Annotated in this window: 11 protein-coding genes; 4 read left to right on the top strand and 7 right to left on the bottom strand. The window is 45.3% G+C overall.

Going from position 1 to position 14025, the window contains the following annotated elements:
* Positions 1–81 precede the first annotated feature (81 nt).
* The 3 genes from FKN08_RS04235 to FKN08_RS04245 all read right to left on the bottom strand — a co-directional run bounded on the left by FKN08_RS04235 (position 82) and on the right by FKN08_RS04245 (position 5556).
* Complete coding sequence (locus FKN08_RS04235; protein ID WP_170891410.1) at positions 82–2907, bottom strand: Hsp70 family protein; 2826 nt, start codon at positions 2905–2907, stop codon at positions 82–84.
* Between the two features lie 61 nt (positions 2908–2968).
* A complete protein-coding gene (locus FKN08_RS04240) occupies positions 2969–4924 on the bottom strand; it encodes an Hsp70 family protein (RefSeq protein WP_170891411.1) in 1956 nt (651 codons plus the stop codon).
* The gene (locus FKN08_RS04245; protein ID WP_005394205.1) at positions 4924–5556 is read right to left on the bottom strand and encodes a DUF2760 domain-containing protein; all 633 of its coding nucleotides are present in this window, start codon (positions 5554–5556) and stop codon (positions 4924–4926) included. The genes FKN08_RS04240 and FKN08_RS04245 overlap by 1 nt, the downstream gene beginning before the upstream one ends.
* Positions 5557–5845: 289 nt before the next feature.
* Here FKN08_RS04245 and FKN08_RS04250 point away from each other — a divergent pair, with 289 nt between their 5' ends.
* Together FKN08_RS04250 and FKN08_RS04255 are read left to right on the top strand one after the other, a co-directional pair.
* Entirely contained in the window at positions 5846–7387 is a 1542-nt protein-coding gene (locus FKN08_RS04250; RefSeq protein WP_170891412.1) for a sensor domain-containing diguanylate cyclase, read from the top strand.
* An 83-nt stretch (positions 7388–7470) separates the two neighbouring features.
* A complete protein-coding gene (locus FKN08_RS04255; protein WP_005394213.1) occupies positions 7471–8001 on the top strand; it encodes a 3'-5' exonuclease in 531 nt (176 codons plus the stop codon).
* 252 nt (positions 8002–8253) lie between these two features.
* Here FKN08_RS04255 and FKN08_RS04260 read toward each other — a convergent pair whose 3' ends face one another.
* The 3 genes from FKN08_RS04260 to FKN08_RS04270 form a co-directional block, all read right to left on the bottom strand.
* Positions 8254–8694, bottom strand: coding sequence for a TerB family tellurite resistance protein (locus tag FKN08_RS04260; protein ID WP_053807382.1), 441 nt, complete (start codon positions 8692–8694; stop codon positions 8254–8256).
* A 189-nt stretch (positions 8695–8883) separates the two neighbouring features.
* Positions 8884–10824, bottom strand: coding sequence for an alkaline phosphatase D family protein (locus FKN08_RS04265; RefSeq protein ID WP_170891413.1), 1941 nt, complete (start codon positions 10822–10824; stop codon positions 8884–8886).
* Positions 10825–10833: 9 nt separating this feature from the next.
* Positions 10834–11184 (bottom strand): hypothetical protein, encoded by a 351-nt coding sequence (locus FKN08_RS04270; protein WP_005377676.1) that lies wholly within the window; start codon positions 11182–11184, stop codon positions 10834–10836.
* Positions 11185–11421: 237 nt separating this feature from the next.
* Here FKN08_RS04270 and FKN08_RS04275 point away from each other — a divergent pair, with 237 nt between their 5' ends.
* Positions 11422–12726 (top strand): MipA/OmpV family protein, encoded by a 1305-nt coding sequence (locus FKN08_RS04275; RefSeq protein WP_170891414.1) that lies wholly within the window; start codon positions 11422–11424, stop codon positions 12724–12726.
* A 65-nt stretch (positions 12727–12791) separates the two neighbouring features.
* Positions 12792–13208, top strand: a complete 417-nt coding sequence (locus FKN08_RS04280) for a hypothetical protein (protein ID WP_249373351.1) — start codon at positions 12792–12794, stop codon at positions 13206–13208.
* Positions 13209–13287: 79 nt separating this feature from the next.
* On the opposite strand, the gene FKN08_RS04285 is transcribed toward FKN08_RS04280, so the two are convergent.
* Positions 13288–13872: an FMN-dependent NADH-azoreductase gene (locus tag FKN08_RS04285; RefSeq protein WP_167426600.1), complete on the bottom strand. Its 585-nt coding sequence runs from the start codon at positions 13870–13872 to the stop codon at positions 13288–13290.
* Positions 13873–14025: the final 153 nt, after the last annotated feature.

Consider the following 14025-nt stretch of genomic DNA (forward strand, 5'->3'; position numbering starts at 1 on the left):
AAACCAAAAGAATGCGATACAACAAAGCCCTTCGTCGGAAGGGCTTTGTACGTCTAACTCGTGTTCTTGTGTAGAGTGGATTTAATGATGAACCAGCGTTAAACCGCTTGGTAAAGCATCACCGAAGACACGTTTTGACTCACTTTCTGAGAGCTCTTTCACTTCTTCAACCAGTGATACCCAAGATTCAGGCACCTTGCTTTGCTTCAACTTAACCAAGACCTGCTCACGGTAGTCGTCAGAAATATCAAACAGGCGGTCCCCCGTCTTACGACAAATCATTACGGCTGCGAAAGCGATCATTGGCTCTTTCTGCCAGTTCTGCTCTAACAACTTAGGCAACCACTGTTCTGCTTGTTCACGAGGAATGACGTTGTGCTGGCTGCCATAAAGTGGTGTGCGAGAAGCCAAACGTCCGATCGCCCACCAGTGCGCTTGTTCAAACTGGTTTTGGTTGATCGCTTTACTCAAGAACCACGTTGCCAATAGAACTTTATCTTCCACTTCTAGATGCTCTAGAGAGGCTGAAAGACGCACCATGGATTCATAACCCATGTCTTGTGCCGCTTTGGCGGATTGTGGGTTTTTCATCGCGCCAGGGTGTAGGTATTTCGCGATGTCCGCCAAGATGGTCTCTTGTTGCTCTTGGCTCAAGCCACCTGCGATACGACGCCAGAACACCCACCAGTCTGTCCAACCTTGATGGTTCTTAAACTGAATGTTTTGTTGGTAGAGACCCCAAACTTGCTCAATGCGCCATGAGTCGGTTGGATCGCCAAAGCCTGGACGCAGTGCAAAACCTGCCAAACGAAGCCAGTTTTTCTCGTGCTGTTCAGAACGACGGCGACGCTTACGACCTTGTGCAAAGGTATCGAAAAGTTGACGGAGTGTGGTGAAATCCCACTCGTCACGTTTGCCGAGCTTCTTCTCAAGATCTTTGGCTAAGGTTTTGATCTCTTTGCCTTCTGCGCTTTTCTTATTACCGCTGTAAAGGCGAGCGATCAGCTCCTTACATTCGTTCAGTTTAGGGTGAAGCTTAACTTGCTCGCTGTCATCGGTTTGCTTGTTACGGACTTCAAATTCGAGTTCCCAACGTTTGTTGTCGTCCTCGGCGCTGACACACTCCATCTTAAGAGTGCCAACTTCTGTTAGTTGACAAGCCAATTGCACTTCGACACGTTCTTTCTGGTTGGCTTGCAGTTCGGCACCTTCACCTTCAAGTGTCGTGATGTAAGGCGGTAGCGGAGCAAACAAGTCTGGGTCAACATCAACCATCACGCCATTTTGAATGGCGGTGTTATTGGTTAAGGTGTCGTGGGTAGAAGTCAGCAGATTAAAGCGGACTGGCTCTCCAAGAGTGAGCGAGAAACGACGACCGCTTAAACGGATCTCATGGCCTTCTTCTGTTCCTTTTGCAAGCAAACAGAGCGCTTTGCCCATTTTGTTCTTTTCTTGAAGATGCAAGAAGTAAGAACGCGCTGCACCGCCACCAATTTTAAGCTGCGCACCACGACGTGCTTTACCAAACGCAACAGCACCCAGTGCAACAGACCAATCTGGATGTGGGTTATCTAATACCGTAACTGGTGCGCCGCGCCAGTCAGAAAGTAGGGCGGTGACACGTTCAGTCACCAGATCACTGTTAAACACGCCTCCGTTCAACAACACGCCAACTGGAATCGCGTTTTGTTTATCGTCTTTAATGCCAAGAGCGGCACGAGCGACTTGCTGGTGCTGAGTTAAGAACTCGGCAACGTGCTTGCTCACCGCTGGGTCAGCAACGTATGGAAGGCCAAACTCGACAACCGCGCTGCGGCGTTTGTCTGGTACTTCACTGAAATCAGAAAGCGGGAAGAAGCCATCTAATGCGATTTGGTGCACTTCTTGTTTGCTTAGAGCAATACTCTTTGTGCCTCCAAGTAGCTTAGAGCCGCTACCTAACATGGTGATCTTCACTTCGTCAGGTGCGCTCGCTGAAAGCAAGTTCTCTTTCGCTTTACGTGTTTGCTGAATTAGCTTTGTTAGGCTTGCTGCAGTGAGCTTCTTACTTTGTTCCCCTTTATTCTGAGAAAGGCGGCTTTCCGCAAGATGTGCTAATGCTAAATCGAGGTTATCACCACCCAGCATCAAGTGTTCGCCAACGCCAATACGATCAAGGGCTAGCTCATCTTGAGAAGAGAAACTTGCTTCAATCAAGCTTAAGTCGGTGGTACCACCGCCCACATCGCACACCAGAATCAGCGGTAACTCTTTGAGTTCATCGGCTGCGGTTTGCTGGTGGCGTGCGTACCAGTCGTAACATACGGCTTGTGGCTCTTCGAGCAGGACGATTTTCTTTAAACCTGCCAACCCAGCGGCTTCAAGTGTGAGCTTACGAGCGGTTTCATCGAACGATGCTGGAACGGTCACAACCACATCTTGGTCTTCTAGCTTGTTGCTAGGATGACGGTAGTTCCATGCTTGACGAATGTGGTTGAGGTAGCTTGCGCTGGCAATGACGGGTGATACTTTATCCACGTCTTGCGCGCCAGCCCAAGGAAGAATGTCTGAGCTACGATCCACTGCTTGGTGCGATAGCCAGCTTTTTGCACTGGATACCTGACGTCCTTCTACCTTTACGCCTAATTCACGAGCCCATTCACCCACGATCACATTACTAATGTCGCCAGATACAGGTTCGCTTTCCCAAGGAAGTGTCAGGTCAGAAGGGGATATTTGACCAACCGCAGGGTGGTAGCGGAAAGAGGGCAGAAGTGGTTTACGAACGACTTCGCCCGGACCAATCAGTTGGTCGATGTCAAATAGGGATACTTCGGATTGTTCAAGGTTGTCGGTGATTTCACAGTAGGCCACCACAGTGTTTGTGGTGCCGAGGTCAATACCAACAAGGAAACGAGGAGATGCCATACAAAACCAAACCTTCGTGTATTTAAAAACGGCACCCGATTGGATGCCGTTTGACTTCTAATTATTGTTCTTCGTTTGAGTCACTTTTCGCGTCTTCGCGCACATCGAACTCAACATGCCATTTTTGCCCGTTATCAGCGGCAATGGCTTCTAAGTAAAGCGTACCAAGCTCTGTTACGCGAGAAGCTAGGGTAACTGGAACCACTTCACCTTCACGACGACCTTCAGATACAGGCAGCGTTACTTGGATTTCTGGTAGCTCTTCAAGCTCTTCTGGTGCCCAGTAGTCAAGGTGAGTACCTGCTAGGTCGTCACGACGAACGGTTGAGCCGAAGAATTGGAAGTTAACTGGCTGGCCGATGATCAAACCAAACTCTTGGCTTGGTACGTCAACGCTTGAGCCTTCTTCCATACCAAATGGTGCTACACACAGTGCTTCCATTGGAGGCGCCATGCCCGGAATCGCAGGCATCGCACTTTCGATACCCACGTAGTACGCCGAAGCAATACCGCCGCGGATACGAACGCCTTGACCACGACGCACAAAGCCGTAGTAAGCTGCACCGCTAGCAACTGCAAGGTCTAGATCCACACCTGTTAGGCGTTTCGCCATTTCTGCGTCTGCTTCAATTAGCCATTCGTTGATCGTGTCTTCTAGACGAGTGGCTAGAAGTTTTGATTTCAGCACACCACCGTTGAATAGGATTGCCGTTGGTTTGATGAAGTCAGCCGATTGCGCTGCATCCGCGCCTGGCATACCTGGCATGTTTGCAAATGGGTTGAAATCTTGAGCTTGCGCTGATTCACCACCGCTTTGCGCGTGTGCTTGCTTAGACAAGAACGCTGCAATGTGACGAGTAATACCCGCATCTTGTGCGTAAGGCAGACCCATTTGTGTTAGTGCGCCACGGTTACGTTGAACAGGGTGGTCCGTAATCGCAACTTGAGGGAAGAAGCCGTCAACCAATGTTTGTTGTACTTCTTCTTGAGTCAGTTCTGTCTTCAACGTTGCGCCAAGCAGTTTAGAACCGCGGCTTGGTACCACGATTGGTACTGACTGAAGTTCGCTGTCGTTCAATAGCGCTTCTTTCGCGTCACGACATGCGTGCGTCATCGCCTGAACTTGCCACGGCTGTAGCTCTTTGCCTTCTTGCGCTAGCTTCATCTTCAAGCGGTACGCAAGTGCAAGGTCCATGTTGTCACCGCCAAGTAGGATGTGTTCACCTACCGCGATACGGTTCAAAGTTAGGTTGCCGTCGTCTTCAGTTACTTCAACCAAAGAAAGGTCAGTTGTACCACCACCGATATCGACCACAAGCACAATGTCGCCAACTTCAACTTCGTCGCGCCATTTGTCGTTGCTGTTATCAATCCAGTTGTAAAGCGCAGCTTGAGGCTCTTCTAGAAGCGTTAGGTGCACAAAACCAACGTTGCGTGCTGCTTCGGCTGTTAGATCACGAGCAGCAGGATCGAAAGAAGCAGGAACCGTAATAGTTACGTCTTGATCGGCAAGGTTGTGATTTGGGTTCGCGTGATTCCAAGCATCTTTTAAGTGCTCAAGGTATAGCTCGGTTGCGCGAAGAGGGGATACTTTCTCCACTTCTTCTGGGCTACCCGCTGGTAGGAATGCGTTACGACGGTTTACACCACCGTGGCAAAGCCAAGATTTCGCACTTGCAACAAGACGAATTGGTGTTTTTGAACCTAGGTTACGTGCAATAGCACCAACCAGAGCTTTTGGCTCGCTCGACCACGGAAGAACGCGTGATTGCGGGTTCATTTCGTGTTCGTGTGGTTGGTATAGGAAAGAGCCTAATTGGCTACGAGTCTCTACCGTACCCGGCGCAGTCAGCTGCGGGATAGGCATTACTTCTACGCGAGCATCTTCGTCGTGTGTATCAACAAAAGACATTACACAGTGTGTTGTACCTAAGTCGATACCAACACTGAATTTAGGCGTCTGTTGAGTTTCAACAGGCGCTTCTTGAGAATGGTTTTCTTGGTTCATGTGTTCCATTACAGCTCAACCTCGGCTGGAGCAATCACAGATGCATCGTAGTTTTCAGCCAGCTTAGGAAGGTTCATCGATGTTGCCTTCCAGCCTTTGTGCACTAACGTGCCTTGGAATGGCGCGCTACCTGTCACGTTGCCAGTAAGGCGGATTTCTTGTGGGTTGAAGCCTTCTTCAACCGTAATACGAGTTTCTTCGTCTTCGTTGCGAACGTGCGCAAGTGTTACGTAATCGTTCAATACTTTCTGGCCACCAGTATGAATTACGCGAGCTGCTGCGCCGACTTCTTCATCAGAGAATGACGTTAGGTCTTCTTGTAGGAAGTCGATCAGACGAGCTTCTTGCTGCATGATAGAAAGTAGCTGCATTGCAGAATCAGTAGAAGCTGTTGCAAGTTTCGATTCAACTTCAACCACTTTTTCAACGACTTTCTCAACTTCAACGACTTTTTCTACTTCGACGATCTTCTCAACTGGCTTCTCAACTTCGACTATTTTCTCGACCGGTTTTTCTACGACTTTCTCAACCACTTTTGATTTGCGAGAGACCGCGACTAAAAGAAGCAAAACGCTCGATGCGGTTAGGCCAGCGTGAAGCATATCGAACGTTTGAGGAATTAGGTTCAAATCAATGTTCATGACGTTTTTTCTCTTTCTATTGATTATTGGTGCTCAGTATTGGCTCATATGTGTTCACTAAAACGATCGTCTTTGCGATCTTGCACCAAGTTTAGACATTAAAATGATGACGGATGGTAGCATATTCAAGGCTTAAGGCTGTAATAATTCGTGACTATACCGTACGAACAGCGTGAAAAATCGACGATCGGACTGCCCAGCATAGGTTGTTGCTTGATGTTTGTGCGTTGCTAACGCAGTATTTCAATAGATCCCGAAGTTTAACTTACGGAAGTATCAAAATTAAGATATGACACAAAGCACCGCTCACAAGAGCGTTATCAAACGACATTCAGACTCTATTCTAGCTTTTGCAGCGACGTTGTGTGTCACTGCTGGTGTGGTCGGTGCTGCTTATACGATGCAGCAACGGTATACGCAGACGACGTTTGATACTTTAGCTGACCGACAAGCAGAATCACTGAAAGCGAACGTCGAAAATGATTTAAAGTTTATTGGTGCAGGTGCAAACTTTTTTCATTCGATTGAACGCACCTATTGGTCTTCGTTCCCAATGTATGCGGAACAAGTAATCAATAGCTCGCGAAGTCTAATCGGACTTCAATGGATGCAAAAGGTCGAATTCGAAGACCTTGATGAGCATATTTTAAAGACCCGTCAAACATTTCCTGATTTCCAACCGTTTACCGTTCCTAAAGATGGCCCCAAAACCTACGGGTACATTTTTGAACACAAAGAGCCAATTTTTATCGCATCGGATATTTATCCAAGAACACCAGAAAACCTTTCTCTACTAGGTTTCTATTTTTCACGTAAACGCTTCGATCTCATCTTGGATGATATATCCACAAATGGTCGAGCGAATGTCTCGGATAAAGTTCGCTTACTGCAAGATGGGTATGACAAGTCCATTCCTAAAACTGGGCTGCTAGTGTTCCATCCAGTGTTTGACTTCGAGAACCAACATTTATTAGGTGTAGTGACAGGGGTGATTCGAAGTACAGTTTACTTTGAGGATTTGATCACGAAAACCGCGACTGAGCTAGATATGTCGGTGCGCGTAGAAGATTTAGGCTTTGACGCAGCAGATGACCCCGTTCTCTTCCAAAGTTCAAACTGGGATAACATTCGAGGAACGGTTATAAGCCGTACTATTCAACTGCCTAATCGTGAGTGGCGGATTGATTTTAAACTTTCTGATGCCGTCTCTGCTTGGGAGCGTTCTATTTTAGCGGGCACGACATTAGCCGGGTTGGTAATCGCCTTTTTGATTAGTTGGATTGTGAATTTACAGTCGCGAGAAAAAGAGCGCTTGGCGGTCATGTTAGAGCTTAAAACCGTCGAATTAAAAAGGATGGCTGAGCGTGACCCTCTAACTCAGTTACTCAATCGCCGAGCGTTTAACGATCATTTGCTTAACCAGATAAACAAAGGTGTTAGCTTCGCATTGGTTGGTTTTGATATCGACCACTTCAAAGTTATCAATGACAAGCACGGTCATTTAGGGGGCGATGAAGCATTGCAGCATGTGACTAAGCTAGTTAGTGCGAATCTAAAGCCTGGAGACCGATTTTATCGTGCTGGTGGTGATGAGTTCTGTATTATTTCTAAAGTCATTGATAAAAAAGCACTGGAAGCTTATCTGGAAAAGTTGCGGAGCATCGTGGCAAGTACGGCTTTTGACTATGGCGATGCTTCAATCATTTGCACGTTAAGTATTGGCGCGGCTGTCCATAAAGATGAAGATCCTGAAAGCTTGTATCACAAAATGGATAATCAACTTTATTTGAGTAAAAAAAACGGTCGTAATAATGTGTCGATTGGCGATTAAATGGGCGCGCAAATTCGAGTTTTACACCGTGTTACGGTAGAATCGCACGCTTTAAAATTTTATGTTAGGAATCAAGACAAACTATGAACCATAACCGTATTGTATGCTTCGATTTAGAAATGTGTTGCTGGAACGAAAATGGTGTCGGCAGCACGGGTGAAATTATCGAAGTTGGGTTGGCTGAAATAGATTTGTCTAGAGGCGAGATAGTCAAGCGAGCTCAATACTACGTAAAACCTGAACATGATGAAGTTTCGCTGTTTTGTGCCGAGCTAACAGGTATTACGCCGCGTAAAATTGAAAAACAAGGGCGCCCATTAGAAGAAGTGCTTAAATCCATGGTTAAGAACTTTGGTGGTCGAAACAAGATTTATGCATCATGGGGCCGAGATGACCTCATCCTGCTTGAAGAGTGTAAGCAAAAAGGTATTGAAGCGCCATTTACGGAGTTCATCAACTTAGCGACGCTTTATCGCATTCAAAATCGTCTTAAGGATAAGCGTATTGGTCACCGAGCAGCTCAAGAAGCAAAAGGCATTGATTGGGAAGGGCGCCAACATTCTGGTTATGTGGATGCCTACAATTTAGCGAAGCTTGCTCTGACTATGCTTTAATGGTTCGATATAGATAGGCAAACTTGTAATCAAATCGTCATTCAACCATTGTTGTTTTGTCATGGAATCTGTTTAGTGTAGAGCTCGTCAAACATATTCATATCTTGACTAGTATTTTAATAACAATGTCGTTGGCTTATCGAAAAAACGCGCGTAATGCGCGTTTTTTTATGGCTATAGAATTCAATCTTCGCCATCATTTCACGGTAGACTTGAAATAGCTTGCGCGACTTACATGTTTACCTTGTTTCTTTACTGAGATTGCAACTTTGCTCGAATGAACTCACTGTGATCAACGTAGAGTAGTTCTGCTGTTTTGCGGATCACTGCATCTTCTAGTGGATCAATTTCGCCATCGGCATACGCCACTTCCCACATGCTTTTGATTAAGTTGTAACGAGTTTCTTGAGTCAGCTCTCTTAGTTGAGAGGTAAAGTCGTACAGCGAAGCGGAATCTTTTATTTTCTGTTGCGCTTGCTCTAACAAAGTATTTGATTCTTCTTCATTTAACGAAAGCAGTTTCATCAATAAAGAGCGCTTTGTTTCTTGCTCTTTATCATCGACGTTATGGTCTGCGCCAGATACTTCACACAGCAAGCACGCGATAGCCATATTCGGAGAGAGTGTGTTGGTTTGGCTTAAATCAGAGCCTTCAATGAGCTGTTTAAATAATGAGGTAAGAGAGTTAAACATATTGAACACCGAGCTATTGTTTATTTGGTTAACATGGTCATAAATACGGTAGATCTCAAGGTGTGGTATCAAATTTAGCACGCCGTTGACAGTCAAGAGCTTTGCTCATCTACCCAAATCCCTCGTACTTTTAATTTCAGTCAAAATGACTTGCCTTCAAGAAAGGGCAAGTCATTTTGGGAGCGAGATTTAGCCTTCTGCACGAGTTGGTGGAAAATGTACCTCTTCACCATCGCTCGTTAGAATGCTAATTTGGCTCGGCTTTCCTTCGTCATCAAGACGCAGCTCACCAATGGCGCTGTGGTTAACTAAGCGATAAAAATTGTGCGAACTTGGTGCGCGTTTGTAGATCTTTAGCCGCTTACGTTTTGTGAACCAGTTTAAAGGCGAACGAGGGCTATATAGAAGCCTATCTAGACCATCACAAATATTGAGCAATTGGGTTGGGAACTGATTTTTAATCCCGCTACAGGTGATTTGATAGATATTAGGACTATTTTTTCGGTAGCGAAGTTTAATGTCGTATGCAAAAGAGTAGTGCACGTCGCCAGAGAGAATAACGAAATTGGTCGGCGTCTTAGTATGTGTAAAAATACTAATAAGCGTATTCGCACTTCCGGGGTGCGCCATCCAGTTTTCAGCATCGACCATTAATGGTTTACCAAGCATCGTTACTACTCGCTGCAGTGCTTCGATAAATTTCACTCCGAACATCGGCGCGGCAGAAACAATGATAACTTTGTCTTGATGAACAAGTTCTTGGTGGAACTCAATCATTGCTTCCCAGTCCATTAACCCAGAGGGCTTGTTCATTTTAGACTCAGAACGCCAGCGTCTGGTTCGCGTATCTAGCACGACAACTTTTGGCGTCGTCGGAATGGTGTAATGCCAATTCTCAAAGCGATACAAATATTGAATAAATGCATCTTGAGTTTGTGAGGAACGCTCGTTGAAAAAGCGTTGAGCGATACTCATAAACTCATCATTGAATTTTTCTGGCGCGTTTCCCCACCCTTGGCAGAGCCAGTAGGCAATCAGGCTGTTGCCTATAATACGTTTTGCAAAGGCGTTGCTGTACGCGGCTTGTTCCCAGCCTATGGTAAGGTTCCAATCGTCGGTGACATCGTGATCATCAAAGATCATGTAGGTTGGAATGTGAGCAAGTAGGCGTTGAACCTTATCCAGACCTGAGACGAATTTATCTATTTGAGCTTTTTCTTCGCGCCATTGCTGCTGCCATTTGGGATCGAGAGTTGCTCCGCCGACAGTAAACTCATTTTCTAATAAGCGATCTGTCCGAATGAGCTTCCATAAGGTTGGAGACCAAACCAATAAGTACATTGCAAAGCATTCGGCAAAGCTTATTAGATGGTTTTCACACTCTTTGGCGCTGAATATTGGCGTCCCTCTGTGCGGGAAAAACGTACTCAGTAAACTGCCATCATTCACATAATGAGGCAACAATTTGTCCCGACCATAATAACAAGCTGAGTGCTGGTAGAGGGCATTGGTATTTTTTATCGGCGCTTGCTCGAATTCTTCGCCCGGTAAACCGAGTAGGGCAATGACTTGTTCGATGGCGTCCAGAGTAGGGCCTGCAACATGGTCTGCGTAGATTTGGTCACCACTCATGATGAGCATATCTGGTCTTTCTTCGATGGTTTGAGATGCGATTTTATGATCCGCAGCGACCAATGTATCTTTACTGAAGTGGTGGGGATTCCGGCACGAGCCATGCAGGACATAATCTGCTTTTTTGCTGATTAGGAACTCAACGCCCAAATTTGGACTGTTATCTCGTTCATAAGTCAGATGAGGAAGCAGTTCCGTTACTAAACCGTGTTGCGTTTGTATTTGATAGCGTAACGTTTGATAGGGCGGAAACTCGCCCTTTAATTGCAACAAACAGCACCACGCATTGAGACCGATTTGAAGCTGTTCTTTTTGCTCACTTAAGGGGGCTTGATGAAGGACGGAGGCGTTTTCATCCGTAATTTGCACCATACCCTCCAAGCGTTGGGTGGTGACTAGCCAAATATTGATTTCAGTTGCGGTCACTTTGCGCAAAATCGGACCTGCAACGATAAGAGGAATTGAAGGTGTTTCATTCGTATTCATCAATGCTGGCAAAACGGCTCCTTATGTGTCAGCTTCTTCTTCTAATATTTCGATAACTTGTGAGCTGCTAAGTTCATGTCCCATAAGGAATAAACCTAGCATAGCATCGGCTTTTGACGCGTTATCACTGTCTTCATCCAAAATCTGCTGAAGTCGCGTTCTGATTAGATCTATTTCGTGCTCGACGAAGCCGCGTCCCTCTTCGTCTCCCTGACCATCTTCTGGAGCATTATCAAAGTGCAAAAATAACATGTCCCCATCAAGTTGAGTCCCTATCAACCTTTCAGGCAGCCATGCTTCTCCCATCACAATGTCTGGGTCCGTGTCTGCGGGTAAATGATTCAAGGTAGAGATAAGTTCTGATGCTTTCACTTTTTACTTCATTATGTTTGATTTAGAACTAAGCTAGAGTTTTAAGAGCTTGTTACGATAGTAAAAATATTCACAAACAAGCTCATCTAGGCGTGCAATATTAATATAATCTTGGGACTCAAACTGTCACGAGGATGACAACATTTGTCATTGTAACGGCTATCATCAGAAGAACATAAGCTTTAAATGGCAAATCATTGATGTTTGCCTGCTTCTCAACCAACATTTTTCGAACTCATGAAGAGATTAATTCTAACAACACTCACTTTACCTTTAGCTGCGATGGCTTCTTCTGCGTATGGTATAGAAGAGCAAACGTGGGGAATTGCAGCGATGTATCGCACCGCATCGATCCCGTTTTATACCGCCGATAATGACTCGACGGTGAGTACATTTGTACCAATGATGTTCTTTGAAAACGAGCATTTGTATATCAACGGCATTGAAGGCGGCGTTTTTCTGTATGACGAGAGTGATTCTGATTGGCGCGCGAGTGCGATCATGCGATTGAGATTTGTTGATATTCCCATGTCGCTACAAAATGCCAATGAAGGGGACAGAGTCGACTTTGGTGGTCAAGTTCGTTATAGCATTAACGACAACTGGCGCGCAGAAGTAGAACTAATGACGGACGATGAACTCCAGTTTCACTCTAATTATCGCCTTGCCGCTAATTATGCGTTTGGTGATTGGGAGTTAGAGCCATCTATCACGATTCGATACAAAGACGCTGACTTCAACAGTGAATATTATGCGTTTAAAGATGTTACTGAGGAAAGAATTGGAGCAGGAGTTGACGCCAACCTCGGCATCAAAGCGCGTTATCATGTGACTTCCAACTTGTATTTATTGGGGGAGACGAGTGTCACTCGCTTAGATGATAATGCCTACAACAGCCAGCTTGTAGAAGACCGATATCAAGGTGAAGTGTTTGTCGGCTTTGGCTTTTTCAACGATAAAGGCAAAGCTCCGAAATCAACACGGAGCAATAAACCATACCTACGTATCGCACATGGTTGGGCGACGCCTTCAAATATTGGTGAAATATTTAGCTTTGAGAGAGAAAAAGACCCATACGACAATCAACTTACTTCATTGTTTTATGGGCACCCGCTAACGGACGAGTTGTTTGGTTTTCCTCTTGATATTTATTTAACGCCAGGTTTGGTTCATCACTGGTCGTCCAGTGTTCAGTCCGCGAGCACAGAATACGTGATGGCGATTAAGGCTTATTATACCGTTAATTGGCCAACGACTTGGCGATTTGGTGTTGCGGAAGGTATGTCATACGTCGACAACATTACCTACATCGAAGGAACCGAAATGGAAGACAAGGGTTATACACCAAGTAAACTACTGAACTACTTAGACTTCTCGTTTGATGTAAATATAGGTGACTTATTCAACCAAAAAAACTGGGAAAATATGTGGGTGGGTTATTCATTGCATCACCGCTCAGCAATTTTCGAAAGTGCGTCCCAGTTTGGGCGCATTAAAGGCGGAAGCAACTACAATACAGTTTACTTCCAGTTCGAGTTTTAGAGCATCGTAAGATGTATATAGGTCGGATTTGCAACTGACTTCTTTATCGCCCATTATGAGTAATGATGAATAATACAATGCTGCTTTCAACGCGAACCTTCGTGTATCGTGCCAAAGTTAAGGCTGTTTGTGATGCATCTGATGAATCGGATGGCATGAGCACCATGAGTATCGACTCCTCATTCAATATTCAAATTGAGGCGATAAACTGTACCAACGATGAATTTGCCAAGCGCTTTTTTGTCGTCCACGGGGAAGGACATTTAGAGGGTGATGAATGGTTAGTGTTGTACGTCAATTCTCTTGAGGTTGACGTTGGAGACGATCTCGAAATTCCGAGTGATGTCGCGTTTGATGCGATGATTGAGAATATGATAAACGAAGCTGAGCAGTCTTTGGAAAAGCTCTATCACGAAGCGCTACACAACTTAGAGAAAGTGAATCGCTCTGGGAGAAATAAGATAACTTCTAAACACGATTAGGGTATTTTGATCGACAAGGGATTGGCGCGAACCAATCCCTTGTTATTTGTATTCTACTTGTTCTTGAACTTAGGCCAATTTACGCTATCGCTGCAAGTTGGCTCTGCGCTTCAGAAATGCCTTTCGCAGCGAAATCTTCACCCATGTTTAGCGCTTCCGCATAAACAAATTCCACATCAGTGATACCAACGAAACCTAGCACGGTACGCAGGTATGGTGTGACGTTGTCAGTTGGTGAATCTTTATGGATACCACCGCGAGTCGTGATGACAATCGCTTTCTTACCTTCGATCAGGCCTTGAACGCCGTTTTCAGTGTATTTGAATGTCACGCCAGCACGAGCAATCAAATCAATCCAGTTTTTAAGCTGAGTTGGAATTGTAAAGTTATACATTGGTGCGGCAATAACCAAAGTGTCTGCGGCTTTTACTTCTTCAATAAGGGTATCCGACAGTTCGACAACCTCTTGTTGTTCTTGTGAAAGATCTTCCGTTGCGCGAAGTGCAGTGGCAACGGCGAAGTCCAAAACTGGTAATGGGTTGGCAGCCAAATCACGAACAGTTAGCTTGTCTTGGTCTACATTTTTGATGAAGTCTTCAACCAGTTTGTTTGATTGAGAGTAATCGCCAAGGATGCTTGATTTTAGAGCTAGTACACGAGACATAATGGTTATTCCTTAAATAAGTGCTTTTGACTATGGGAGCCATTATAAGCGAGGCACGTTGGTTAAAAAGTATAGGGATTCGCTGAACATGTTCGAAAAATTTGAATGTGGTTTCGGTTATCTTGTTGCAGATCTTGTGTGATACAATCCGCG

This window comes from Vibrio sp. 1-2 (7-a) (assembly GCF_013048515.1).
Taxonomy (GTDB): Bacteria; Pseudomonadota; Gammaproteobacteria; order Enterobacterales; family Vibrionaceae; genus Vibrio; species Vibrio diabolicus.

What these genes read in the sequence shown, in the direction of transcription:
- FKN08_RS04235 (WP_170891410.1), bottom strand. Translation starts at nt 2,907, where the DNA reads ATGGCATCTCCTCGTTTCCTTGTTGGTATTGACCTCGGCACCACAAAC.
- FKN08_RS04240 (WP_170891411.1), bottom strand. Translation starts at nt 4,924, where the DNA reads ATGGAACACATGAACCAAGAAAACCATTCTCAAGAAGCGCCTGTTGAA.
- FKN08_RS04245 (WP_005394205.1), bottom strand. Translation starts at nt 5,556, where the DNA reads ATGAACATTGATTTGAACCTAATTCCTCAAACGTTCGATATGCTTCAC.
- FKN08_RS04250 (WP_170891412.1), top strand. Translation starts at nt 5,846, where the DNA reads ATGACACAAAGCACCGCTCACAAGAGCGTTATCAAACGACATTCAGAC.
- FKN08_RS04255 (WP_005394213.1), top strand. Translation starts at nt 7,471, where the DNA reads ATGAACCATAACCGTATTGTATGCTTCGATTTAGAAATGTGTTGCTGG.
- FKN08_RS04260 (WP_053807382.1), bottom strand. Translation starts at nt 8,694, where the DNA reads ATGTTTAACTCTCTTACCTCATTATTTAAACAGCTCATTGAAGGCTCT.
- FKN08_RS04275 (WP_170891414.1), top strand. Translation starts at nt 11,422, where the DNA reads ATGAAGAGATTAATTCTAACAACACTCACTTTACCTTTAGCTGCGATG.
- FKN08_RS04280 (WP_249373351.1), top strand. Translation starts at nt 12,792, where the DNA reads ATGAATAATACAATGCTGCTTTCAACGCGAACCTTCGTGTATCGTGCC.
- FKN08_RS04285 (WP_167426600.1), bottom strand. Translation starts at nt 13,872, where the DNA reads ATGTCTCGTGTACTAGCTCTAAAATCAAGCATCCTTGGCGATTACTCT.